Source organism: Comamonas sp. 14P8.1.4 (genome assembly GCF_057799285.1).
Map to the genome: position 1 here is coordinate 93426 of NZ_JBYOKN010000008.1, position 25300 is coordinate 118725.

Genomic DNA, 25300 nt, shown 5'->3' on the forward strand with positions numbered 1-25300 from the left:
ACACACAAACCGGAGTTACCTATGACACAAGTTCAGCCAGCCCACAAGCGCATATTGCTTAAGTTGTCTGGTGAGGCGCTCATGGGTGACGACCAGTTTGGCATCAACCGCGCAACCATTGAACGCATGGTTTCGGAAATTGTTGAAGTCTCCAATGTGGGTGTGCAGGTGGCGGTGGTTATCGGCGGGGGCAATATTTTCCGTGGTGTGGCAGGCGGCTCGGCCGGTATGGATCGCGCCACTGCTGACTACATGGGTATGCTGGCGACGGTGATGAATGCTTTGGCCCTGGCGGATGCCATGGACAAGCAGGGTTTGACCGCACGTGTCATGTCCGCCATTGGCATTGAGCAGGTGGTAGAGCCCTATGTGCGCCCCAAGGCACTGCAGTACCTCGAAGAGGGTAAGGTGGTGGTGTTTGCGGCGGGTACGGGCAACCCCTTCTTTACCACTGACACTGCGGCTGCACTGCGCGGTGCAGAAATCGGTGCCGAGGTGGTTTTGAAGGCCACCAAGGTGGATGGCGTATACACTGCAGATCCGATGAAGGATCCTACAGCGACCCGTTACACCAAGCTGGCTTTTGACGAAGCGATTGGTCGTAACTTGGGCATCATGGATGCCACAGCTTTTGCTTTGTGTCGTGATCAGAAGTTGCCGATTCGTGTGTTCTCGATCGTGAAGCCAGGCGCGCTGCTGCGCGTGGTCATGGGTGAGGATGAGGGCACGCTGGTACACGCTTGATTAATTAAAAGCGCTTGAGGCCTTCCTTGTGCAAGCATGGAAGGCCGTTTGCTTTCAGAGGTAATGAATATGACGATTGCTGAAATCAAGAAAACCGCCGAAACCAAGATGGGTCAATCCCTCGAGGCGTTGAAGAACAATCTGTCGCGCGTGCGTACAGGTCGCCCCAGCCCACAGCTGCTGGATGTGATCCAGGTGGAGTACTACGGATCCATGGTGCCGCTGTCGCAAGTTGCGAACGTTTCGCTGCTGGATGCGCGCACGCTGAGCGTGCAGCCTTGGGAAAAGAATATGGGTGCCAAGGTGGAGAAGGCCATCCGTGAAAGTGATCTGGGTTTGAACCCAGCATCCATGGGTGACTTGATTCGTGTGCCCATGCCTGCGATGAGTGAAGAGCGTCGCAAGGAAATGACCAAGCTGGCTCGCAACGAAGGCGAAGCCTCGAAAGTGGCCGTGCGCAATCTGCGTCGTGATGCCAATGAGGCGGTCAAGCGTCTGGTCAAGGACAAAGAAGCTTCGGAAGACGATCAGAAACGTTCGGAAGCGGAAGTGCAGAAGCTGACCGACAAGCACATCACTGAGATTGATGCGCTGGTTGCGGCCAAAGAGCAAGAAATCTTGGCCGTTTGAGGCCTGCTGACGGAGCGGGGAATCAACATGACCCAGTCCACTGCAGTTCCCCGCCACATTGCCATCGTGATGGATGGCAATGGGCGCTGGGCCAAAAAGCGGTTTTTGCCGCGTTTGGCCGGTCATAAGCAAGGTGTAGAAGCCTTGCGCCGTTGCGTGCGTTTGTGTATTGCACGTGGCGTACGCGTCTTAACAGTCTTTGCTTTCTCATCCGAGAACTGGAATCGTCCGGCGGACGAGGTTTCTGGCCTCATGAATCTTCTGGCGGGGGCCTTGGCGCGCGAAGTGCCAAGTCTGCATGAAGAAGGTGTGCAGCTGCATTTTGTGGGTGAGCGGGCCAGCTTATCGGACAAGGTGCAGGCAGGCTTCGTGCAGGCGGAATCCTTGACGGCTGCCAATGCGCGTCTGGTACTCAATGTCTGCTTTAACTACGGTGGCCGTAGCGATATTGTGCAAGCCGCTGCACGCGTGGCTGCGCAGGGGCAAGCTATGACCGAGCAGAACTTGAATGCGGCCATGGGAATGGCGCATGTGCCTGACCCTGACTTGCTCATCCGAACGGGTGGGGAATTTCGCATCAGCAACTTTTTGCTGTGGCAGGCCGCATATTCGGAACTGTATTTCAGTTCTGCGCTGTGGCCTGATTTTGATGCGGCTGAGCTGGATGCGGCAGTGGCAGATTTCGCACGCCGTGAGCGCCGGTTTGGCCAAACATCTGAACAAATCACACAGTCAACCTCAGAGAAGGTGACTGTCTAATCGGGAGAGACTCCCATGCTCTTGCAGCGTGTCATTACGGCTATCGTGCTATTGGCAATCTTGTTGCCCGCACTGTTTGCTTCCAACCCTACCGCATTCAACATCATCGTCTTGGTCATGCTCACGGCCGGCGCCTGGGAATGGGGGCGGCTCAATGGCTTGCGTACCGCGGGTGCATTGGGTACGGGCGCTGTGATGCTGGTGATGTGCGGTCTCACTTGGCAGCAGGGCTGGTTGGTGCAGTCGCACACTACGCTGTGGGTGGTGGCTGGTGGGGCCTGGGTGCTGGGCAGTGCCTTGCTGATCAAGGCTGGTGTCCCTGCCTGGGGCAAGATCCCTCAAGCCGTACGCTGGATTGTCGGGCTGCTTGCGCTGTGGGTGGCCGGGCTGGCCATGGTGCAAGCACGCCAAGTGGGTGTCAATTTCTTGCTGTCCGTGCTGGCGCTGGTTTGGGTGGCTGATATTTTTGCTTATTTTTCGGGCCGCGCATTTGGCCTGCGCTGGACGCGGCAAAAGCTGGCTCCAGCCATCAGTCCCGGTAAAAGCTGGGAGGGTGCCTGGGGTGGTGCTTTGGGCGTGGTGCTGATGGCATTGCTGTGGGTGTGGGCAGATGCAGCACAGCAGGCCGAAGTGGCAAGTTTCTATACACGTCTTTGCGAGCAAGGTGTTTGGCTGCTTTTGGTGGCAGCCTTGTTCATGGCGGCTATGAGTGTGGTGGGTGATTTGGTGGAGTCTTTGATCAAGCGAAGTGCTGGTTTCAAAGACAGCAGCCAGTTATTGCCCGGCCACGGTGGTGTGTTGGACCGTATTGATGCTCTCTTACCCACCTTGCCTCTGGCCATGATGCTGACTTCTTTGGTGCAGTGATGAAACAACGTTTGACGGTGCTGGGCTCTACGGGCTCTATTGGAACAAGTACATTGGATGTCGTGCGCCGGCACCCGGCGGATTACGAGATTTTTGCCTTAAGTGCGGCTACGCAAGTGGATGTGATGCTGGCGCAATGCGCAGAGTTTCAGCCGCGTTTTGCCGTCATGGCAAGCAAGGTGCATGCTGATGCATTGGCAGAAAAATTAAAGGCAAATAGCCTTAAAACCAAGGTATTGCAAGCGCAAGATGCTCTGGAACAGATAGCGTCTCACCCAGAGGTAGATGCCGTGATGGGGGCTATTGTGGGGGCTGCTGGCCTGTCGCCATGCCTTGCTGCGGCGCGGGCTGGCAAGCGCCTTTTGCTGGCCAACAAAGAGGCGCTGGTGGTGGGGGGCGCATTGTTCATGGATACGGTGCATGCTAACAACTGCACGCTGCTGCCGATCGATAGTGAGCACTCTGCCATTTTTCAGTGCCTGCCAGAAGATCGCAGCACTTGGAAAACGCGCATTGATAGCTTGCTGCTGACGGCGTCCGGCGGCCCTTTTCGCCAGCGTGATCCCGCGACCCTCTCGGAAATCACACCGGCCCAAGCTTGCAAGCATCCTAATTTTTCGATGGGCCGCAAAATCTCAGTGGATTCGGCCACGATGATGAACAAGGCCTTGGAGGTGATCGAGGCGCGCTGGTTGTTCGATGTAGAGCCAGATCAGATCAAGGTGGTGATTCATCCGCAGCAAATCGTGCACTCGATGGTGCAGTTCAAGGATGCCTCCATTTTGGCTCAGCTGGGCACGCCAGACATGCGCGTTCCGATTGCATGTGGCCTGGCGTGGCCGCAGCGCATTGAAAGCGGCGTAGATCGACTGGATTTTGCAAATCTGGCGGCCCTGACTTTTGAAGAAGCGGATGCCCAGCGCTTCCCGGGTTTGCATTTGTCGTGGCAGGCCTTAAAAGCACCGGAGGGCACCACTGCGGTGCTCAATGCCGCCAACGAAGTGGCGGTGGCTGCATTTTTGGCGGAGCGCTTGCGTTTTGACCGTATTCATGCAGTGAACTTGGCGACGCTGGACAAGCTGCAACCTGCCAAACCGCAGTCGCTGGGCGATTTGTTGGCCTTGAACGATGAAGCGCGCAGTGTGGCTAACCAAGTGCTTGCGCAATTCGCACTTTAATGAAGCCGGTGTTCACGCAAGGATGATTACATGCTGACCGTGGTAGCTTTCATTGTTGCGTTGGGTGTGCTGATCGCCATCCATGAATATGGCCACTACCGCGTAGCGGTGGCCTGTGGCGTTAAGGTTTTGCGATTTTCCATCGGTATGGGTAAGCCGCTCTTGCGCTGGAAAGGACGCAACGCTGAAACAGAGTTTGTGATCGCGGCCTTGCCTTTGGGTGGCTATGTGCGCATGCTGGATGAGCGTGAGGCCCAAGTACCTGAGGCGGAGTTGCACCGCGCATTCAATCGCCAGCCCTTGCGCAAAAGAGCTGCCATTGTGGCAGCGGGCCCACTGGCCAATCTGTTGCTGGCCATTGTGTTGTACAGCGTGGTCAATTGGGTTGGGTTGGAGCAGCCGAAGGCCGTGGTCTCAGCGCCCCATGCTGGTACTTTGGCTGCGCAGGCCGGGTTAAAAGGCGGGGAATGGGTGCAGTCGGTCCGGCTCGCCTCCGGCGCGGAAGAGTCCGTGGCGTCATTCGAAGACTTGCGTTGGCAGCTGACACAAGCGGCGCTACATGGTGAGGATGTTCGGCTGATTTGGACGAGTCCTGCAGGTGGCTCTGTGGCGCAGGGAGTGCTTGCTACGTCGACATTGGCGGGTTCCGGTATGGACCCTGCAGCGTTGAAACGCATAGGTATTGATACGCCATGGACCCCCGCAGTGTTGGGGGAGCTTATGGAAGGGATGCCTGCGCAGGCGGCAGGTTTGAAGCCTGGTGATGTGGTGCGCAGTGTCAATGGGCATGCTGTCCAGGATGGTGCTCAGCTGCGTGCGTTGATCAAGCAAGCGGGGGTGGATGCCAGCTTGCAGACCCAGACGTGGCGCATTGAACGCAATCAACAATCGTTAACGATCTCTGTAGTGCCTGAGTTGACGGAGGTTCCAGAGGGGCGCATTGGGCGTATTGGTGCTTTTGTCGGTGGTGCACCAGAGATGGTGTTGGTGCAAAAAGGCTTGCTGGATGGGGTGTCTGCAGGCGTGCGCAAGACGTGGGAAGTCTCTGTATTAAGCGTGCAAATGATGGCAAAGATGCTGATTGGGCAGGCTTCTTTAGAGAACTTGAGCGGCCCGCTGACGATTGCTGATTACGCGGGCAAGTCTGCCAGCTTGGGGTGGATCCAGTACGTATTGTTTTTGGCGCTCATCAGCGTTAGCCTCGGCGTTTTGAATCTCTTGCCGCTTCCCGTATTGGACGGTGGGCACCTGATGTATTATCTTTGGGAAGGTGTCACAGGGCATCCCGTCAGCGACGTTTGGATGGAACGTCTGCAACGGGTCGGCATAGGCCTTTTGCTAATGATGATGTCCATTGCTTTGTTCAACGATATCAGCCGTCTCTGGGGCTAATCCATACAGTCAAACTGCCGAACTTTGAAGTTGGCGCCTGCATCACAAATGAAACTCTCAAAAAATAGATTTGGCGTTCGTACGGCCACAGCCGTAGCGGCCTTGCTTTGTGCTGCCCAAGCCGCCTGGGCTTTGGAGCCCTTCAAGGTTCAAGATATCCGTGTGGAAGGGTTGCAGCGTGTAGAGGCAGGTACCGTTTTTGCCTCCATGCCTTTGCGCGTGGGTGATGACTACAACGACGACAAAGGCGCATCTGCCATTCGTTCGCTGTTTGCTTTGGGCCTGTTCAAGGATGTGCGCCTGGAAGCCAATGGCAATGTGCTGGTGGTTGTGGTCGAGGAACGCCCTACCATTGCAGGTGTTGAATTTGTTGGCACCAAAGAGTTCGACAAGGAAGCTTTGCAAAAGGCCATGCGCGATGTGGGTTTGGCGGAAGGTCGCCCCTTTGACAAAGCATTGGCCGACCGTGCGGAGCAGGAGCTCAAGCGCCAGTACATCAACCGCAGCCTCTATGGCGCGGAGGTGGTGACTACGGTTACGCCCATTGAGCGCAATCGTGTGAATCTGACGTTTTCGGTCACTGAGGGTGATGCCGCCAAAATCAACGATATTCGTATTGTTGGCAACAAAGCTTTCAGCGAGTCGACGTTGAAAAAGCAGTTTGACCAAGATACGGGCGGCTGGCTGAGCTGGTATACCAAGTCCAACCGTTACGCGCGCAGCAAACTCAATGCTGACTTGGAAACATTGCGCTCCTACTATTTGCAGCGTGGATATTTGGACTTCCGCATCGACTCGACGCAAGTCGCGATCTCGCCAGACAAGCAAAAAATCTCCTTGGTCGTGAATATTCACGAGGGTGAAAAGTTTGTGGTTTCGGGCGTTGAGCTGGAGGGCAACTACCTGGGACGTGATGACGAGTTCAAGTCATTGGTCAAGATTCGCCCTGGTCAAGCCTACAACGCAGACTTGGTGACAGAAACTACCAAGGCGTTCTCCGACCACTTTAGTAACTTCGGTTTCGCTTTTGCGCGTGTTGAAGCGGTGCCTGAAATTGACCGTGACAACAATCGCGTGGCCTTTGTGCTGCGTGCGGAACCTTCGCGTCGTGCTTACGTGCGCCGCATCCAAGTTTCGGGCAACGATCGTACGCGTGACGAAGTCATTCGCCGCGAGTTCCGCCAGTTTGAGTCTTCGTGGTATGACGGAGACAAGATCAAACTGTCCCGTGACCGCGTGGATCGCTTGGGGTATTTCACCGAAGTGGATATTGATACCCAGGAAATTCCTGGTTCACCAGATCAGGTTGACTTGGTCGTGAACGTGAAGGAAAAGCCTACGGGTGCAGTGACGCTGGGTGCTGGTTTCTCCAGTGCTGAGAAGGTGTCTCTGAGCTTCGGTATCAAGCAAGAGAATGCATTTGGTTCCGGTAATTACCTGGGCTTGGATGTCAATACGAGCAAGTACAACCGAACACTGGTTGTCAGCACAACTGATCCATACTTCACACAGGACGGCATTTCTCGCACTGTGGATGCCTTCTACCGCACATCGCGCCCTTATTCGGGGGATATCTATGTCGGTAACGAGCTGGTCAAGTCTGAAGACTTGTACAAAATTGTCTCCAAGGGTGCTTCGATCAAGTTTGGCGTTCCTTTCAGTGAAATCGACACGGTTTATTTCGGTGCTGGTGTAGAGCAGACCTCGATCGACCAGGGTGTGTACATGCCCATTCAGTACCTACCGTATGCGGACAAGAGCACCACAGGTATTCCTCTGACCATTGGTTGGGGTCGCGATTCGCGTGACAGTGCGTTGGCTCCCAATTCGGGTCGTTACCAGCGTTTCAATGCGGAATGGTCGGCAGCAGGAGACATGAAGTATGTCAAGGCCAACTACCAATTCCAGCAATACTTGCCGCTGACCAAGGCAATGACGTTTGCTGTGAATGCTGAGTTGGGCTGGGGCAAGGGTATGGGCGGAAAGCCTTACCCCATCTTCAAGAACTTCTATGCAGGTGGCTTGGGCTCGGTGCGTGGCTTTGAGCAAGGCAGCCTGGGTCCGCGTGCCAATCAGTACATTGGGCCCAATGGGGCCATTGAAAACTATGGTTCTGGTAGCTACTCATATTTGGGTGGAGCCAAGAAGGCAGTCATGAACTTCGAGCTGATTGCACCATTCCCAGGTGCAGGCAATGACAAGACGCTGCGATGGTTTACCTTTGTTGATGTGGGTGGCATTTATGGCGAGAATGATCCCATTCGCGCAGGTGAATTGCGAGCATCTGCAGGTATTGGTTTGAGCTGGATTTCTCCGTTGGGACCTTTGCGTTTGGCATGGGCAAACCCTATTCGCAAAAAAACGGGTGATGAGCTGCAAAAGCTTCAATTTCAAATTGGAACGTCTTTCTGATGAAAAATATGTATCGCACACTGGCGGTGTCTGCCTTGTTGGCTAGCTTGACACTGACTGCCTACGCGCAGGATTTCAAGGCGGGTTTCGTGAATACGGACCGCATTTTCCGTGAGGCAAATTCCGCTAAGGCTGCGCAAGGCAAGCTGGAGCAAGAGTTTTCAAAGCGCGAGCGTGACTTGGTTGCCAAAGGCAAAACACTGAAGTCTGCCTCCGAAGCTTTTGAGCGCGATGCTCCTACGTTGTCGGAAAGCCAGCGTGTTGCGAAGCAGCGCGATTTGGTTGAGCAGGATCGTGACTTCCAGCGCAAGAACCGTGAGTTTCAAGAGGACTTGAATGCACGTAAGAACGAAGAGCTGGCGCGCGTTCTGGAGCAGGCCAATCGTGTGGTTCAGCAAGTTGCTGAGGCTGAAAAATACGATGTGATTTTGCAAGAAGCGGTGTATGTGAATCCTAAGCATGACATCACTGACAAAGTCATCAAGGCTTTGAACGGCGCTTCCAAGTAAGTCCTCAAGGTTGCTTGTGATTGTTCAACTTGGACAACTCATTGATGCCTTGGGTGGGGAGTTGGTGGGGGGCGAGCGGGAACAAACTGTTTCCCGTATTGCGCCTCTGGAGACGGCAGATGCTTTCTCCATCAGCTTCTTGAGTAACCCTCGGTATGCCTCGCAAATGGCCGCCTCACAGGCGGCCTGTGTCATTGTTGCGCCTGCAATGCGTGAGGTTGCGAGTGCGCGCGGCGCATGCATCGTAACGCCCAATCCCTATCTTTATTTTGCGAAGCTAACCCAGTTTTGGCAGGCTAAAAAGCAGGGGGTGAAAACGCGTGGGATTCATCCTTCGGCTGTGGTGGATCCAACGGCCGTCATCGCTGAGAGTGCCTATATTGGGCCTCAGTGCGTGGTGGGAGCTGGGGTGAAAATCGGTGCAGATACGGTCTTGCGATCGCGCATCACCGTTGCAGACGACTGCGAAATTGGCTCGCGCTGCTTGTTGCACCCAGGTGTGGTGATTGGTGCCGATGGCTTTGGTTTTGCCAATGAGGCGGGCTCCTGGGTCAAAATTGAGCAACTGGGTCGAGTCCGCATTGGTGATGATGTGGAAATTGGTGCTAACACCTGCATTGACAGGGGGGCACTGGACGACACGATCATTGAAGATGGCGTGAAGCTCGATAATCTGGTCCAAATCGCCCACAATGTACATATCGGGGCACATTCGGTCATTGCTGGGAACACTGGCGTGGCGGGTAGTGCCCGGATTGGTCGCCATTGCTCCATCGGCGGTGCAGCGAATATTTTGGGTCATCTGACCATTGCCGATGGCACGAGTATTTCGCCCACCTCGATGGTGACGCGTTCGATTCACCAGCCAGGCTTGTACACTGGGATTTTCCCGTTGCAGACCAATGAGCAATGGGAGAAAAACGCGGCATCTTTGAAGCAACTACATGTGCTGCGAGAACGCATTAAAAAGCTGGAGAAAGCGCTAGAGGCGCTCACCAGCAACAACGGAAATTCATAATGGATATTCACGCAATTCTCAAGCAACTTCCCCACCGCTATCCTTTTTTGCTGGTGGATCGCGTTGTCGAGCTTGAGAGCAACAAGCGCATTCGCGCCGTCAAGAACGTTACGTTTAACGAGCCATTTTTCCAAGGCCACTTTCCTGGTCGTCCCGTGATGCCGGGCGTGCTGATGCTGGAAGCTCTGGCACAAGCCGCCGGTTTGCTGGCTTTTGATGCCATGGGTCAGGTGCCTGATGAAAACAATATCTACTACTTCGTCGGTATTGATTCGGCACGTTTCAAGCGCCCCGTCGAACCTGGTGATCAGCTGATTCTCGAAGCTTCGATTGATCGTGTGCGTGGTGGTATCTGGAAGTTCAAGGGCGTGGCACGCGTGGGTGAAGAAGTGGCCTGCGAAGCCGAGCTGATGTGCACCATGCGTTACGTGGGTCCTGAAAAGCAGGCTTGATGAGCGCGCATATTCATCCAACCGCCATCATTCACGAGGGTGCACAAGTGCACCCTTCTGTGTCTGTGGGTGCGTACAGCATCATTGGCGCGCATGTGACGATTGGTGAGGGCACGCAGGTCGGTCCGCATTGCGTGATTGAAGGTCACACCACCATTGGCGCGGACAACCACATCTTCCAGTTTGCTTCCTTGGGCGCACAGCCGCAAGACAAGAAATATGCAGGTGAGGCGACGCAGCTGGTGATTGGTGATCGCAACACGATCCGTGAGTTCTGCACCTTCAATACCGGCACCAGCCAAGACTCTGGTGTGACACGCATCGGGCATGACAACTGGATCATGGCCTATGTGCACATTGCGCATGACTGCGCTGTTGGCAACAACACCATCTTGGCGAACAACGCCACCTTGGCGGGCCATGTGCACCTGGGTGACTGGGTCATCCTGGGCGGGCTGACAGGTGTGCACCAATTTGTGAAGATTGGTGCGCATGCCATGGCAGGTTTTGCAAGCCGTGTGGCACAAGATGTACCGCCGTTCATGATGATTGAAGGCAATCCTCTGGCCGTACGTGGCTTCAATATTGAAGGGCTGCGCCGTCGTGGTTTCACGCCAGAGCGCTTGAAAGCGGTCAAGCAAATGCACAAATTGCTCTATCGCCAGGGGTTGACGCTGGATGCAGCGCAGCAGGCGATCGGTGATTTGGCGCAGGAGATGCCCGAGGCACTCCAGGATATTGCATTGATGCAATCTTTCCTTGCTTCATCTACCCGGGGTATTGCACGATAAGGCCATGTCTTTACTAGAGATTCAGCAACCTCATGTTGCCATGGTGGCCGGCGAGACGTCAGGAGACTTGCTCGCCGGTTTGCTTTTGGATGGTCTGCAGCGCCAATGGCCGCAGGTGCAAAGCTATGGCATTGGTGGTCCGCACATGCAACAGCGCGCGTTTGAAGCGCTGTGGCCTAGCGAGCGCTTGGCGGTGCACGGTTACAGCTTGGAAGTGCTGATGCGGCTGTGGGACATCGTGTCCATCCGCAAGCAGTTGCGTGCTAAGCTGCTGCAAGAGCGCCCTGATGTTTTTGTGGGTGTGGATGCCCCTGATTTCAATTTGGGGCTGGAGCAGGATTTGCGTGCTGCTGGCATCAAGACCGTGCACTTTGTGTGCCCGTCGATTTGGGCCTGGCGCCCAGAGCGTGTCCACAAAATTCGCGCGGCAGCCGACCATGTGCTGTGCCTTTTCCCGTTTGAGCCCGCATTGCTGGCCCAGCATGACATTGCGGCAACCTATGTTGGGCACCCGCTGGCGCAAGTTATTCCGATGGAGCCGGATCGTGCGGCTGCCCGTGCGCGCCTGGGCTTGGCACAGGATCTGCCCGTGCTGGCACTGTTGCCAGGCAGCCGCCGTGCGGAGGTGCAATATATTGCGAAACCCTTCATGCAAGCGGCTGCGTTGCTCAAGCGTGAATGGCCCAGTCTGCAAGTGGTGCTGCCAGCAGTGCCAGCCTTGTTCGACCGACTGACTGCACTGGCGCACGAGCTGGGGGTGACCGACTGGCTGCGTATTGTGCGTGGCCAATCGCACGATGTGCTGGCTGCATGTGACTGCACGCTGATTGCCAGTGGCACGGCGACGCTGGAGGCGGCTTTGTTCAAGCGGCCCATGGTGATCTCGTACAACATGCACCCTTGGAGCTACCGTCTCATGCAGCGCAAGCAGCTGCAGCCCTGGGTGGGTCTGCCCAATATTCTGTGCTCGGATTTTGTGGTGCCGGAATTGCTGCAAGACCAGGCGTCCCCCCGTGCGCTGGCGGATGCCGTGGCGCAGTGGCTCGACAGCAGTGCACATGCGCGTGCCCGCGTTCATGCGGTGGAGCAGCGTTTTTCGGCTTTGCACCAGGAGCTGTGCAGAGACACCACCACTTTGTCCGCCCATGCCATCCAAAAAGTCCTCCATGCCTGAGCAAAGCTGTCTGCAATGGCATGCGCCGGGCCTGGTTGCTGGCGTGGATGAGGCGGGCCGTGGCCCCTTGGCGGGGCCTGTGGTGGCTGCTGCAGTGATCTTGGATGACCTGCACCCGATTGCCGGGTTGGCAGACTCCAAAAAGCTCACGGCAGCGCGCCGTGAAAAGCTGTTTGACGAAATTCGGGCCAAGGCCCTGTGCTTTTGTATTGCGCAGGCCTCGGTCGAAGAGATTGATCGTCTCAATATTTTGCAGGCCACCATGCTGGCCATGCAGCGAGCAGTCAACGGCCTGCGTTTAAAGCCTGCACTGGTGCAGGTGGATGGCAACCGTATTCCGCTGCTGGATGTGCAGGCAGAGGCCATTGTCAAAGGTGATGCGCTGATTCCTGCCATTTCTGCGGCCTCCATCTTGGCCAAGGTGCATCGCGACCGCTGGTGTGAGGCGTTTGATCGCGCTTATCCCGCATATGGCTTTGCCGCGCACAAGGGTTACGGCACAGCCGCCCATCTGCAGGCGCTCAATCGCTTGGGCGCCACGCCTGAGCACCGCCGCAGCTTTGCCCCCGTGACACACGTTATTCATAGATTTGCAGTCGAGCAGGCTGCAGCCGCAACGGCATGAACATTACAGAAATCAGCTCGCGCGATAACGCGTTTGTCAAAGAACTGCGCCGCCTCTCGCGCGAAAGCGGCATGTACCGCAAATTGGGTTACTCGTGGCTGGAAGGTGATCACCTGTGCCGCGCAGCACTCACCCGGGGGCTGCAACCCAAGGTGGCTGTTTTTTCGAAGTCTTTTTGGCCTCTAGCCCCCAAGGAATGGGCGCAAGTAGCTTCTAAAGTTGTAGTGCTTGATGATGCCTTGTTTGCTGACATCAGTGGGTTGGAGTCGCCTGCGAGCATGGGCTACGTGATGCCCTGGACGCCGGATGTTCAGGTGCTGGCGGGCGTTGCGACGGTGGTGCTGGATCGTGTGCAGGATGCGGGCAACGTTGGCTCCATCTTGCGCTCCGCGTCTGCCTTTGGATTCAAGCAGGTCGTTGCCATGAAGGGCGCGGCCGCGTTGTGGAGCCAAAAGGTGCTGCGTGCGGGTATGGGGGCGCACTTTGCGCTGCATCTGGTCGAAGGGGCTGAGCCCCAGGCGCTGCAGCAGCTGCAAGTGCCGCTGCTGGTTACCAGCTCGCACCGCGGTGATCTGATTCATGCCTCCGCCTTGCCTTGGCCGTGTGCCTGGGCCATGGGGCATGAGGGGCAGGGTGTGGGCGAGGCTGTCGAAGCGTTGGCGGCGCAGCATGTACGCATTGCCCAGCCCGGAGGCGAAGAGTCGCTCAACGTGGCGGCTGCAGCGGCCATCTGTCTGCACGCCAGCGCGGTGTCAGCCCTGCAGTGAAGCAGCCACTTACAAGGGATTAGAAAACGGCTTTGGGACAGGTGGATATAATGAGAGGCTTTTCAGCATTATTTCCTTACGCCTAGCGACGCTTCCCTCGCCATCCACATTGCAGACAAGCAACTTGCTCTTGACGCTAGGTCGAGAGCTTGCGCTGGGCGTAACCGTACTTAAAACCGGAGAACCCAGTGCTTTTGTCTCTTAAGGGAAGCTTCCCATCCGCCATTCTGGCGCTCGCAGACGGCACGGTCTTTATTGGCAATTCCATTGGTGCGCAAGGCACCACGGTAGGTGAGGTGGTGTTCAACACTGCCATCACGGGCTATCAAGAAATCCTGACGGATCCCAGCTATTGCCAGCAGATCGTTACGCTCACATATCCCCACATCGGTAACTACGGTGTGAACGCAGAGGATGTGGAAGCAGACAAAGTCCATGCCGCAGGTTTGATCATCAAAAACCTGCCTTTGCTCGCCAGCAACTTCCGCATGGGTGAGACTTTGTCGCAATATTTGGTCCGCAACAACACCGTTGCCATTGCCAACGTTGACACCCGCAAGCTGACCCGACTGTTGCGCGACAAGGGCGCACAAAACGGCGCCATCGTCGGTTTGGCGGCTGGTGAAGCGGTCACCCAAGCCAAGATCGACGAAGCCCTGGCTGCCGCCAAGGCCGCGCCAGCCATGAAGGGTCTGGATCTGGCCAAGGAAGTGACAACTGCCACCTCTTACGACTGGACCGAAACCGAGTGGAAGCTGGGCGAAGGCTACGGCCAGCTGGACAACCCCAAGTTCCACGTTGTGGCCTATGACTTTGGCGTCAAGAAGAACATCTTGCGCATGCTGGCTGAACGTGGCTGCAAGCTGACCGTGGTCCCCGCCCAGACCCCTGCCAAGGATGTGCTGGCGCTGAACCCTGACGGTGTATTCCTGTCCAACGGCCCTGGCGACCCAGCGCCTTGCGACTACGCGATTGCCGCAGCGCAGGAAATCATGGCAGCCAAGGTACCTTTGTTTGGCATCTGTCTGGGTCACCAGATCATGGCTTTGGCCTCTGGCGCCAAGACCTTCAAGATGCAAAACAGCCACCACGGTGCCAACCACCCGGTCAAGGACCTGGATACCGGTCGCGTCAGCATCACCAGCCAGAACCACGGTTTTGCCGTGGAGCTGGAAACCCTGCCTGCCAACCTGCGTGCTACCCACGTGAGCCTGTTTGACGGCACGTTGCAAGGCCTGGAGCGCACCGATGTGCCCGCCTTCTGCTTCCAGGGTCACCCCGAGGCATCGCCCGGCCCCCACGATATTGCCTATTTGTTCGACCGCTTTACCGCGTTGATGGAGAACCACAAAAATGCCTAAGCGTTCCGACCTCAAAAGCATTCTGATCATCGGCGCTGGCCCCATCGTGATTGGCCAGGCCTGTGAGTTTGACTACTCCGGCGTGCAAGCTTGCAAGGCCCTGCGCGAAGAGGGTTACAAGGTCATCCTGATCAACAGCAACCCTGCCACGATCATGACAGACCCCGCCACAGCGGACGTCACCTACATCGAGCCCATCACTTGGCAAACGGTCGAGAAGATCATCGCCAAGGAGCGTCCTGACGCGATCTTGCCCACCATGGGTGGCCAGACCGCGCTGAACTGCGCGCTGGATCTGTGGAAGCACGGTGTGCTGGACAAGTACAAGGTTGAGCTGATCGGTGCCAAGCCTGAAGCCATCGACAAGGCCGAAGACCGCCTGAAATTCAAGGACGCCATGACCAAGATTGGTCTGGGCTCCGCACGCTCCGGTATCGCTCACTCGATGGACGAAGCCTGGGCAGTCCAAAAGGAAATGGGCTTTCCCACCGTGATTCGCCCCAGCTTCACGCTGGGCGGTACGGGCGGTGGCATTGCCTACAACCCCGAAGAATTCGAGACCATCTGCAAGCGCGGTCTGGAAGCCTCTCCCACCAATGAGCTGTTGATCGAAGAGTCGCTGCTGGGTTGGAAAGAGTACGAGATGGAAGTGGTGCGCGACACCGCGGACAACTGCATCATCGTCTGCTCGATCGAGAATCTGGACCCCATGGGCGTGCACACCGGTGACTCCATCACCGTGGCTCCAGCCCAGACGCTGACTGACAAGGAATACCAGATCATGCGCAATGCCTCGCTGGCAGTGCTGCGTGAAATCGGTGTGGATACCGGCGGCTCCAACGTGCAGTTCTCGGTGAACCCCAAGGACGGTCGCATGATCGTCATTGAGATGAACCCCCGTGTCTCGCGCTCTTCCGCGCTGGCATCCAAGGCGACAGGCTTCCCCATCGCCAAGATCGCGGCCAAGCTGGCCGTGGGCTTCACACTGGATGAGCTGAAGAACGAAATCACCGGTGGCAAGACCCCCGCGTCGTTCGAGCCTTCGATCGACTACGTGGTCACCAAGATCCCTCGTTTTGCGTTCGAGAAGTTCCCCGCAGCCGACAACCGCCTGACCACCCAGATGAAGTCGGTGGGTGAAGTGATGGCCATTGGCCGTACCTTCCAGGAATCCTTCCAGAAAGCCCTGCGCGGTCTGGAAGTGGGCGTGGACGGCATGAACGAAAAGACCCAGGACCGCGAGATTCTGGAAAAGGAACTGGGCGAGCCTGGTCCCGACCGTATCTGGTACGTGGGTGATGCCTTCGCCGCTGGCTGGTCGCTGGACGAAGTGCACAACATCACCAAGATCGACAAGTGGTTCTTGGTACAGATCGAAGAGATCATCAAGATCGAACTCGAGCTGGACACCGTCTATGAAGCCAAGGGTGCTGACGCACTGGCTTCGCTGGACGAAGCCACACTGCGCGCGCTCAAGCAAAAGGGCTTCTCGGACCGCCGTCTGGCCAAGCTGCTGCACACCACCGACAAGGCCGTGCGCGAAGCGCGCAAGGCACTGAACGTGCGTCCCGTGTTCAAGCGCGTGGACACGTGCGCTGCCGAGTTCGCCTCCAACACCGCCTACATGTATTCGACCTATGACGAAGAGTGCGAAGCCGCACCTTCGGACAAGAAGAAGATCATGGTGCTGGGTGGTGGCCCCAACCGCATCGGCCAGGGTATCGAGTTTGACTACTGCTGCGTGCACGCCGCCATGGCCATGCGCGAAGACGGTTACGAAACCATCATGGTCAACTGCAATCCCGAGACCGTGTCCACCGACTACGACACGTCGGACCGTCTGTATTTCGAGCCACTGACGCTGGAAGACGTGCTGGAGATTGTTTCGGTGGAGCAGCCTGATGGCGTGATCGTGCAGTACGGCGGTCAGACCCCGCTGAAACTGGCTCTGGGCCTGGAAGCCGAAGGCGTCAAGATCATCGGCACCACGCCTGACATGATTGACGCGGCCGAAGACCGTGAGCGCTTCCAGAAGCTGCTCAACGACCTGGGCCTGCGCCAGCCACCCAACGCCACTGCGCGTACCGAAGAAGAAGCGCTGGAAAAGGCCGCTGGCCTGGGCTACCCCCTGGTGGTGCGCCCTTCCTACGTGCTGGGCGGCCGTGCGATGGAAATCGTGCACGAGCAGCGCGATCTGGAGCGCTACATGCGCGAAGCCGTCAAGGTGTCGAACGACTCGCCCGTGCTGCTGGACCACTTCCTGTCCAACGCCATCGAGTGCGATGTGGACTGCGTGCGTGACAAGACCGGCGCCGTGTACATCGGCGGCGTGATGGAACACATCGAGCAAGCCGGCGTGCACTCCGGTGACTCTGCCTGCTCGCTGCCGCCTTACTACCTGAAGGCTGAAACCGTCGCTGAAATCAAGCGCCAGACCGCAGCCATGGCCGAAGGCCTGCACGTGGTGGGCCTGATGAACGTGCAGTTCGCCATCAAGGAAGTGGACGGCCAGGACGTGATCTACGTGCTGGAAGTGAACCCCCGCGCTTCGCGTACCGTGCCTTTTGTCTCGAAGGCCACCGGTGTGCAACTGGCCAAAGTGGCTGCACGCTGCATGGCGGGCGACACGCTGGCCGAGCAGGGCATCACCAAGGAAGTGACACCGCCTTACTTCAGCGTCAAGGAAGCCGTTTTCCCGTTCGTGAAGTTCCCCGGTGTGGACACCATCCTCGGCCCCGAGATGAAGTCCACCGGTGAAGTCATGGGCGTGGGCAAGACCTTCGGCGAAGCCTTTGTGAAGAGCCAGATGGGTGCCGGTGTGCACCTGCCTGAATCCGGCAAGGTCTTCCTGTCCGTGAAGAACAACGACAAGGCACGTGCCGTGGCTGTGGCCAAGGAACTGGTGGGCATGGGTTACAGCCTGTGCGCCACCCGTGGCACCGCAGCTGCGCTGGAAGCCGCTGGTATCACGGTGCAAACCGTGAACAAGGTGACCGAGGGCCGCCCCCACATCGTGGACATGATCAAGAACGGCGAGATCGCCATGGTCATCAACACCGTGGAAGAGCGCCGCAACGCCATCGCGGATTCGCGCCAGATCCGTACCAGCGCTTTGCTGGCTCGGGTGACCACCTTCACCACCATCTTCGGCGCGGAAGCGGCCGTGGAAGGCATGAAGGCCATGCGCGGTAACTTGGATGTGCACTCTGTCCAAGAGCTGCACGCCATGTTGTCGCACTAAGTCACAACACGTCGGGTTTTACTGGGAGCATCGTGCCGCAAACGCGGCATAATGCCCACCTGACCTAGGAACACCGCCGCGCGGCTCACTGCGCGGCGGTTTGCTTTTGGGGCGTCCCAAACAGCCACGTTGTAGTGGCACTCTGGACATGCCCTTGTGGCGCGACTGTGCAAACCTTGCGCGTGTACGCCCAGCCGTATGTGGAGAAACTGACATGGCAACCATTCCAATTACCAAGCGTGGTGCTGAAAAGCTCAAGGCCGAGCTGCAGCGTCTGAAGACCGTGGACCGTCCTGAAGTGATTCAGGCCATTGCCGAAGCGCGCGCCCAAGGCGACTTGAGCGAAAACGCCGAATACGAGTCCGCCAAGGACCGCCAGGGCTTCATCGAAGGCCGCATCATGGAAGTCGAGGGCAAGCTCTCGGCCGCACAAATCATTGACCCCACGGCGCTGGATGCGCATGGCCGCGTGGTGTTTGGCGCCACCGTAGATCTGGAAGACGAAGACTCGGGCAACCAGGTCACCTACCAGATCGTGGGTGAAGACGAAGCCGACTTGAAGCACGGCCTGATCAATATCTCCAGCCCCATCGCCCGCGCGCTGATTGGCAAGGAAGAGGGCGACACTGCCGAAGTGCAGGCCCCCGGTGGCGTGCGCCGCTACGAAATCGTGGCCGTTAAATACCTGTAATTCAGGGCGTTTGCATGGTGGCCCCAGCCCCCTCACTGAAAGCACCGTTGGCATGCGCCGGGGTGTGGCTGGCCACGGCCAGCGTGAGTGTGCTGGCTGCGCCTGCCATCATTGCCACCGTGCCGTATTGGCACGAGGTGCGCGGCCACTTGGCGCAGCTTGCCTTGTGGCAGACATGGATTTCTATAGCTGCTTGCGTAGGCCTGCTGGTCATTTCCAGGCGAAAACACGCTGAAGCCGAACAAGCATGGGCGCAAGGCGCTCTGCTTATTTATGTGCTGGGCGGCCTGTTGACGGCCATCTTGCTCAACTACGGTGTGCTGCCGCAGTGGCTGGTGCGCTCCGCCTCATTGGCGCTGACGGCGCAGGTGCTGTCGCTCGCGCTGCTGCACTGGTGCTGTGCCTGGCGCACGCTGCGCAGTTTGTTGCACCACCGCCGCCGCCTTGCAATGCCTTGAAGGCGCTTGCATCAAAAAAACCGCTGGGCCCAGGCCTCAGCGGTTTTTTTATGCCCCATGCGGCCGATCAGGTGGCCTGCAGGCTGCTGCCCATGCGCGCCAGCACCTGGCTCCAGTGCGTGACTTCCTTGCGGATAAAGCCTGCGTACTGCTCGTGGCTGCTGCTGGGGGCAATGTCCACGACCAGGGCTTGCAGCTGTTGCTTGACTTCGGCAGTCTGCAGTGCGGCATTCAGGTGCTGGTGCAGGGTGCGGGCAATGTCAGCTGGGGTTTGTGCGGCGGCAAACAGGCCAAACCAGCCTTCGTTGCTGACATCGGGGTGGCCCGCTTCGCGCAGTGTGGGCAGTTGCGCGTAGAAGTGGCTGCGTTCGCGCGAGGCGGTGGCCAGTGCCACCAGCTTGCCGGATTCGAGGTAAGAGCCCAGTGCGCCCGCCGTCACAAAAAACGCATCCACGCGTCCGCCCGTCAGGTCTTGCAGCGCAAAGGGGCTGCCGCGGTAGGGTACGTGCAGGCCTTCAATGTCCAGCGATGCCGCCATCAAGTGCCCCAGCAAATGTGCACCCGACCCCACGCCGGTGGAGGCGTAGCTGAAGCTGCCTTGCTGCTTCCAGCGGCGCAGTGCCGCTTCCAGCGTCTGCGGGCCGTTGGCTGGCACCACCAGCACCGATGCCGTATTGCCAATTTGCCCAATCGGCGTGAAGCCGGTGATGGGGTCATACGGCCGTGGGTTTTGCATCAGCGGGGAGAGCACGTTGGGCGCAATCTGGCCCAGCAGCAAGGTGTAGCCATCGTTTTTGGACTGCGACACCAGCTTGGAGCCAATGGTGCCGCCCGCGCCGGGCTTGTTGTCCACGATCACCTCACGCCCCAGGCTGTGAGACAGCGCCTGGCCCAGCACGCGGGCCACACCATCGGTGGCCCCACCTGCGGGGCCACCGACGATGATGGTGATGGCTTTGCCCGGCACCACGGGCAGCGTGGGCAGCGGCGCCGCATGGGCGGCTTGCAAAGCCCAGGGGGCGGCCACAGTGCTGGCCGATGCAGCCAGCGACCAGCGCAGCCATTGGCGGCGTGCGGTAGAGAACGTAGAAGTGGGGGCAGTCATGATTTTGGGCAAAAAGTGGGGCCTGCCTTCAACGCGTGAGGGCACGGGAAACAGGGTGGTGTGGCGGCTACCAGCAGCGGTTGTCGTGAACCGCTGCCGGTGCGCTGAAGGGGCCTGATGGGGTTGCTGGCGGGCTTATGCGGCAGTGCCTGCGCCCACCTGGGTGCGGTGCATATAACGGCGTGCGCCGGGGTCAAACGCATCGCGGCGGTGCAAGGTGACGTTGTTGTTCCACGCCACCAGATCTCCGGCTTGCCATTGCTGGCTCCAGGTCAGGTGTGGCTGTGTCGCGTGCGCCCACAGGGCGTCGAGCAAGGCTTCGCTGTCTTCCAGCGTTAGGCCTTGTACATAGGCATTGCGCCGGCGGCCCAAGTACAGGCTTTGGCGACCGGTGCGGCCATCCACGCGCACCAGCGGGTGCACGGCGCCCACGGTCAGGCGTGGGTCGGTATTGTCGGCAAAGCCCATGCGCAGCTGGCCTGCGCTGTTGCGGCTGGCGTCGTGCACGCATTGCAGGTCTGCAATCTGCGCCTGCAATGCGGCGGGCAATGTCTCGTAGGCTGCGTACATATTGGCAAAGTGGGTGTCGCCACCGCTGGGTGGTACTTCGCGGCCCAGCAGCAGGGCGGCCTTGGGCGGCTCCGCCTTGTAGGTCATGTCGGCGTGCCACACGGCCTCGCCATCGCCCAGCGCGCCAATCGGCTTGCCTTCTTGCTTGAGGTTGGAGATGATGGCCACTTCCAGCGGCAGCTCGGCGGTGCTGGCATGCCACTGGGCGACGGCCTGCGGGCGCTGGTCCAGCGGGCCAAAGTAGGCGGAAAAGCGAATGTGGTCTTGCACGCTCAGGTGCGATTGCCCGCGAAAGCGCAGCACCAGGTGGGTGTCCCAGGCGGCTTGCAGCGCCTGGAAGGTGGCGGCGTCCAGCGGTTGCGACAGATCTAGCCCGGTGATGTCCGCTGCCAGGGCGTGGCCAGACGGCGTGATGGTGAAGGGCTGTGCCGCAGTGGAAGCGGCAGACGGGGCAAAAGCGGGCGCGGCAGACATGAATCAAAACACCAGAGATAACAGAGGGTGCTGATCCTAGGGAAACTTTCTTATTCTTGGAACTACTGATAAGTTAGTTTTTTATTTCCAAAACATCTGTAGAGTGCTCTTAAAAGCAAAGCAGCTTGCGCTCGGAATGTCTGGGTTTCAATGCCTAATGGGGCTGAAGTCCTTGTTTTGCCAGCGCAAGCTGCTCACCTTTTATGAGGTGCAGCGTTTACAGATTGCCCACCATGTCTTTGGCGATCACCCACTGGTCAAACTGCTCGGCGTTCAGGTGGCCGCTGGCAATGGCTGCCTCGCGCAGGCTGCTGCCTTCCTTGTGCGCCTTCTTGGCAATGTAGGCGGCCTTGTCGTAGCCGATGTGCGGGTTCAGGGCCGTCACCAGCATCAGCGAGCGGCCCACCAGCTCTTCAATGCGCGCGCGGTTGGGTTCAATGCCGACGGCGCAGTGGTCGTTAAAACTCACCATGCCATCGGCCAGCAGGCGCACGCTTTGCAGAAAGTTGTGGGCCACCAGCGGGCGGAACACGTTCAGCTCAAAGTTGCCGCTGGCGCCGCCAAAGTTGATCGCCACATCGTTGCCAAACACCTGGGCGCACAGCATGGTCACGGCTTCGGACTGCGTGGGGTTGACCTTGCCGGGCATGATGGATGAGCCGGGTTCGTTCTCAGGGATCGAGATTTCACCCAGGCCGCTGCGGGGGCCCGATGCCAGCCAGCGCACATCGTTGGCAATCTTCATCATGCTGGCCGCCAGCGTTTTGAGCGCGCCATGCGCATGCACCAGGCCGTCACAGCTGGCCAGCGACTCAAACTTGTTGGGCGAAGTCACAAACGGGTAACCGGTGATGGTTGCCAGCTCCTGGGCCACGCCTTCGGCATAGCCCTTGGGCGCATTCAGCCCCGTGCCCACGGCGGTGCCGCCCAGCGCCAGTTCATACAGATGCGGCAGCGCGGCGCGCACATGCTTTTCGCCATGTTCCAACTGGGCCACCCAGCCCGAGATTTCCTGGCCCAGTGTCAGCGGCGTGGCGTCTTGCAAATGGGTGCGGCCAATTTTGACGATGTCGGCAAAGGCCTCGCTTTTCGCCTGCAGCGTGGCGCGCAGCTTGGCGATGGCGGGCAGCAGCTTGTGTGCGATGGCCGTGACGGCCGCCACATGCATGGCCGTGGGGTACACATCGTTGCTGGACTGGCTTTTGTTCACATCGTCATTGGGGTGCACCAGGCGCGCTTCACCGCGCTCGCCGCCCAGCAGCTCACTGGCGCGGTTGGCCAGCACCTCGTTCACATTCATATTCGTTTGCGTGCCCGACCCCGTTTGCCACACCACCAACGGAAACTCATGCGGGTGCTGGCCGGCCAGCACCTCGTCGGCGGCAGCGTTGATGGCCTGGGACTTTGTCGCGTCCAGCAGGCCCAGTGCGTGGTTGACGGTGGCGCTGGCTTTCTTCACCTGGACCAGTGCGGCAATGATTTCGCGCGGCTGCTGCTCGCCGCTGATGTCAAAGTTTTGCAGCGAACGCTGGGTTTGCGCACCCCACAACTGGTGTGCGGGAACGGCGATGGGGCCAAACGTGTCTTTCTCGAGGCGGGTGGCAGTCATGGCAAGAGCTCTCCTGGTGTCTGTGCGGCATGGGTGGCTGCACCAAGGGTGTCGCTGCCTCGAAGTTTCGCCGCTGGGGTTGCGTGAAAGCAGCCATCGTAGCGCAGTCTTTGAGAGTCATTCTCAATCACAGCGATAGAGGGGGTGGTTTGTGCCAAGTCCTCTATAAGACTTGTCGGTTTTTGCTGTTCGTGCCGCTGCAGTTGCGCCGATAATCGACAAGATTTTCTGCGCACCCCCCGGCGCTATAACAACCGAGAGAAGCTTCACGATGACGACCTCCATCCGCCAGCAGGACCTGATCGACTCTGTCGCAGGTGCCCTCCAGTACATCAGCTACTACCACACGCCGGATTTCATCCAGCACCTGGCCCGCGCCTATGAGCGTGAGCAAAGCCCTGCGGCCAAGGATGCGATGGCGCAAATCCTGACCAACTCCAAGATGAGCGCCACCGGCCAGCGCCCCATCTGCCAGGACACCGGCATCGTCAACGTGTTCCTGAAGGTGGGCATGGATGTGAAGTGGGATGGCTTCACCATGGGTCTGGAAGACGCTGTGAACGAAGGCGTGCGCCGCGCCTACAACCACCCCGACAACACCTTGCGTGCATCGGTGGTGGCGGACCCGCACTTCAAGCGCAAGAACACCAAGGACAACACGCCAGCGGTGATCAACGTGCAGATCGTGCCCGGCAACACCGTGGAAGTGACCGTGGCGGCCAAGGGCGGCGGCTCCGAGAACAAGTCCAAGATGATCATGATGAACCCCAGCGACGACCTGGTCGACTGGGTGCTCAAGACCATTCCCACCATGGGCGCGGGCTGGTGCCCGCCCGGCATGATCGGCATCGGCATTGGTGGCACCGCTGAAAAAGCGGTTTTGCTGGCCAAGGAAAGCCTGATGGAAGATTTGGACATGTACGAGCTGCAGCAAAAGGCCGCCAGCGGCGCCGAGCTGGACGACGTGGAAAAGCTGCGTCTGGAGCTGTTCGAGAAGATCAACGCCCTGGGCATTGGCGCCCAAGGCCTGGGCGGCCTGACCACGGTGTTGGACGTCAAGATCAATATGTACCCCACGCACGCGGCCTCCAAGCCCGTGGCCATGATCCCCAACTGCGCCGCCACCCGCCACGCCCACTTCGTGATGGACGGCTCTGGCCCCGTGTACCTGGATCCCCCATCGCTGGACGTGTGGCCCAAGCTGGACTGGGCACCGGACTACAACAAGTCCAAGCGTGTAGACCTGAACACCTTGACCAAGGAAGAAGTCGCCAGCTGGAAGCCCGGCGACACCATTCTGTTGAACGGCAAGATGCTGACCGGCCGCGACGCAGCCCACAAGCGCATCCAGGACATGCTGGCCAAGGGCGAAAAACTGCCCGTGGACTTCACCAACCGCGTGATTTACTACGTCGGCCCTGTCGACCCTGTGCGTGACGAAGTGGTGGGCCCAGCAGGCCCCACCACCGCCACCCGCATGGACAAGTTCACCAACATGATGTTGGAGCAGACCGGCCTGATCGCCATGATTGGCAAGTCCGAGCGCGGCCCCGTCGCCATCGAAGCCATCAAGCAACACAAGTCGGCCTACCTGATGGCCGTGGGCGGCGCCGCCTACCTCGTCTCCAAGGCCATCAAGCACGCCAAGGTGGTGGGCTTTGAAGACCTGGGCATGGAAGCCATCTACGAATTCGACGTGGTCGACATGCCCGTGACCGTAGCCGTCGATTCCGGCGGCACCAGCGCCCACATCACTGGCCCAGCAGTCTGGAAAGAAAAGATTGCCACGGGTGAGTTCAAGGGCATCAGCGTAGCTGGTGCGTAAGGCACAGCCGCTTTAAGCCTTGCCAATTAAAAAACCGCCTACGGGCGGTTTTTTAATTGGCGGATACAGCGCCTTGGCTGACAGCGATTGGGCTGGATAGATTCAAAATCACCCTGGGTGACCTCCGCGCCGCCTGCGTGCAAGGCTCCAGCCGGTCCAAGTCGGCCCGCTGGGGAGCTGGGTAGAGCAGGCCATTCACCAAGGAAAGAAGATGGATATGACAGATAGCCGCGATGTAGAAAAGACCTACCCCATCCATGAGTTTGTCGCCAAGCTGCGCCGTCTGGCGGATTGCCTAGAAAACGGTGAGCAGTTTGAAATTCAGATTGCGGGCGAGCGCATTTACGTGCCCGTGCGGGCACAGTACAACATCGAACATGAACGTGAAGACGGTGCGCATGAGATCGAGTTTCAGATCAAGTGGGAGTCCAAGTAAGCGCTTGGTCTCAACGGACATCGTGCATCTTTTAAATCACTGATTTACAGCGCACCCTGCGGGCTCAAAATGCCGCGCGCGCTTTTTTTGCAGCGGGGCTTTGGGCAGGGTGATCAGGTTCTCCGGCAGCACCGTCACACGGTCTTTATTGCCTTTGCCCTCACGCACCACAATCTCGCGCCGCTCAAACTCAATATCTTTCACGCGCAGGC

The 25300-nt window shown here is 58.5% G+C and carries 23 protein-coding genes; 20 read left to right on the forward strand and 3 right to left on the reverse strand.

Annotation, left to right across the window (positions count from 1 at the left end; genetic code table 11):
- The first annotated feature begins 21 nt into the window (after positions 1–21).
- The 18 genes from pyrH to AC27VO_RS12850 all read left to right on the forward strand — a co-directional run bounded on the left by pyrH (position 22) and on the right by AC27VO_RS12850 (position 19069).
- Positions 22–744, forward strand: a complete 723-nt coding sequence (pyrH, locus tag AC27VO_RS12765; protein ID WP_488667091.1) for a UMP kinase — start codon at positions 22–24, stop codon at positions 742–744.
- A 69-nt stretch (positions 745–813) separates the two neighbouring features.
- Entirely contained in the window at positions 814–1374 is a 561-nt protein-coding gene (gene frr, locus AC27VO_RS12770; RefSeq protein ID WP_488667092.1) for a ribosome recycling factor, read from the forward strand.
- A 27-nt stretch (positions 1375–1401) separates the two neighbouring features.
- On the forward strand, positions 1402–2133 hold the full coding sequence (gene uppS / locus AC27VO_RS12775) for a polyprenyl diphosphate synthase (protein WP_488667093.1): 732 nt from the start codon (positions 1402–1404) through the stop codon (positions 2131–2133).
- Positions 2134–2148: 15 nt separating this feature from the next.
- Positions 2149–3000, forward strand: a complete 852-nt coding sequence (locus tag AC27VO_RS12780; protein ID WP_488667094.1) for a phosphatidate cytidylyltransferase — start codon at positions 2149–2151, stop codon at positions 2998–3000.
- The gene (gene ispC, locus AC27VO_RS12785) at positions 3000–4178 is read left to right on the forward strand and encodes a 1-deoxy-D-xylulose-5-phosphate reductoisomerase (protein ID WP_488667095.1); all 1179 of its coding nucleotides are present in this window, start codon (positions 3000–3002) and stop codon (positions 4176–4178) included. The genes AC27VO_RS12780 and ispC overlap by 1 nt, the downstream gene beginning before the upstream one ends.
- A gap of 30 nt (positions 4179–4208) precedes the next feature.
- Positions 4209–5570, forward strand: a complete 1362-nt coding sequence (gene rseP, locus AC27VO_RS12790; protein WP_488667096.1) for an RIP metalloprotease RseP — start codon at positions 4209–4211, stop codon at positions 5568–5570.
- Positions 5571–5618: 48 nt separating this feature from the next.
- Complete coding sequence (gene bamA, locus AC27VO_RS12795; RefSeq protein ID WP_488667097.1) at positions 5619–7982, forward strand: outer membrane protein assembly factor BamA; 2364 nt, start codon at positions 5619–5621, stop codon at positions 7980–7982.
- On the forward strand, positions 7982–8491 hold the full coding sequence (locus AC27VO_RS12800; protein ID WP_488667098.1) for an OmpH/Skp family outer membrane protein: 510 nt from the start codon (positions 7982–7984) through the stop codon (positions 8489–8491). Before bamA ends, AC27VO_RS12800 begins: the two co-directional genes overlap by 1 nt.
- 16 nt (positions 8492–8507) lie before the next feature.
- Positions 8508–9509 carry a UDP-3-O-(3-hydroxymyristoyl)glucosamine N-acyltransferase gene (lpxD, locus tag AC27VO_RS12805; RefSeq protein ID WP_488667099.1) on the forward strand — a complete coding sequence of 334 codons (1002 nt, stop codon included), beginning with the start codon at positions 8508–8510 and terminating at the stop codon, positions 9507–9509.
- On the forward strand, positions 9506–9961 hold the full coding sequence (gene fabZ, locus AC27VO_RS12810; RefSeq protein WP_488667115.1) for a 3-hydroxyacyl-ACP dehydratase FabZ: 456 nt from the start codon (positions 9506–9508) through the stop codon (positions 9959–9961). The genes lpxD and fabZ overlap by 4 nt, the downstream gene beginning before the upstream one ends.
- Entirely contained in the window at positions 9961–10752 is a 792-nt protein-coding gene (lpxA, locus tag AC27VO_RS12815) for an acyl-ACP--UDP-N-acetylglucosamine O-acyltransferase (RefSeq protein ID WP_488667100.1), read from the forward strand. The genes fabZ and lpxA overlap by 1 nt, the downstream gene beginning before the upstream one ends.
- 4 nt (positions 10753–10756) lie before the next feature.
- Positions 10757–11926 carry a lipid-A-disaccharide synthase gene (lpxB, locus tag AC27VO_RS12820; protein ID WP_488667101.1) on the forward strand — a complete coding sequence of 390 codons (1170 nt, stop codon included), beginning with the start codon at positions 10757–10759 and terminating at the stop codon, positions 11924–11926.
- Positions 11898–12551 (forward strand): ribonuclease HII, encoded by a 654-nt coding sequence (rnhB, locus tag AC27VO_RS12825; RefSeq protein ID WP_488667102.1) that lies wholly within the window; start codon positions 11898–11900, stop codon positions 12549–12551. Before lpxB ends, rnhB begins: the two co-directional genes overlap by 29 nt.
- Complete coding sequence (locus AC27VO_RS12830) at positions 12548–13318, forward strand: TrmH family RNA methyltransferase (protein ID WP_488667103.1); 771 nt, start codon at positions 12548–12550, stop codon at positions 13316–13318. The genes rnhB and AC27VO_RS12830 overlap by 4 nt, the downstream gene beginning before the upstream one ends.
- Positions 13319–13506: 188 nt before the next feature.
- Entirely contained in the window at positions 13507–14679 is a 1173-nt protein-coding gene (carA, locus tag AC27VO_RS12835; protein WP_488667104.1) for a glutamine-hydrolyzing carbamoyl-phosphate synthase small subunit, read from the forward strand.
- Complete coding sequence (gene carB / locus AC27VO_RS12840; RefSeq protein ID WP_488667105.1) at positions 14672–17920, forward strand: carbamoyl-phosphate synthase large subunit; 3249 nt, start codon at positions 14672–14674, stop codon at positions 17918–17920. Before carA ends, carB begins: the two co-directional genes overlap by 8 nt.
- A gap of 214 nt (positions 17921–18134) precedes the next feature.
- Positions 18135–18611, forward strand: coding sequence for a transcription elongation factor GreA (gene greA, locus AC27VO_RS12845; RefSeq protein WP_488667106.1), 477 nt, complete (start codon positions 18135–18137; stop codon positions 18609–18611).
- A gap of 14 nt (positions 18612–18625) precedes the next feature.
- The gene (locus tag AC27VO_RS12850) at positions 18626–19069 is read left to right on the forward strand and encodes a hypothetical protein (RefSeq protein ID WP_488667107.1); all 444 of its coding nucleotides are present in this window, start codon (positions 18626–18628) and stop codon (positions 19067–19069) included.
- A 67-nt stretch (positions 19070–19136) separates the two neighbouring features.
- Here AC27VO_RS12850 and AC27VO_RS12855 read toward each other — a convergent pair whose 3' ends face one another.
- From AC27VO_RS12855 to fumC, 3 genes are all read right to left on the reverse strand, one after another.
- Positions 19137–20174, reverse strand: coding sequence for a Bug family tripartite tricarboxylate transporter substrate binding protein (locus AC27VO_RS12855; protein ID WP_488667108.1), 1038 nt, complete (start codon positions 20172–20174; stop codon positions 19137–19139).
- A gap of 135 nt (positions 20175–20309) precedes the next feature.
- Positions 20310–21218, reverse strand: coding sequence for a TauD/TfdA dioxygenase family protein (locus AC27VO_RS12860; RefSeq protein WP_488667109.1), 909 nt, complete (start codon positions 21216–21218; stop codon positions 20310–20312).
- A gap of 217 nt (positions 21219–21435) precedes the next feature.
- Positions 21436–22827 (reverse strand): class II fumarate hydratase, encoded by a 1392-nt coding sequence (fumC, locus tag AC27VO_RS12865; protein WP_488667110.1) that lies wholly within the window; start codon positions 22825–22827, stop codon positions 21436–21438.
- A gap of 271 nt (positions 22828–23098) precedes the next feature.
- Here fumC and AC27VO_RS12870 point away from each other — a divergent pair, with 271 nt between their 5' ends.
- Together AC27VO_RS12870 and AC27VO_RS12875 are read left to right on the forward strand one after the other, a co-directional pair.
- Positions 23099–24652 (forward strand): fumarate hydratase, encoded by a 1554-nt coding sequence (locus AC27VO_RS12870; RefSeq protein ID WP_488667111.1) that lies wholly within the window; start codon positions 23099–23101, stop codon positions 24650–24652.
- Between the two features lie 211 nt (positions 24653–24863).
- A complete protein-coding gene (locus AC27VO_RS12875; RefSeq protein WP_488667112.1) occupies positions 24864–25088 on the forward strand; it encodes an amphi-Trp domain-containing protein in 225 nt (74 codons plus the stop codon).
- Positions 25089–25300: the final 212 nt, after the last annotated feature.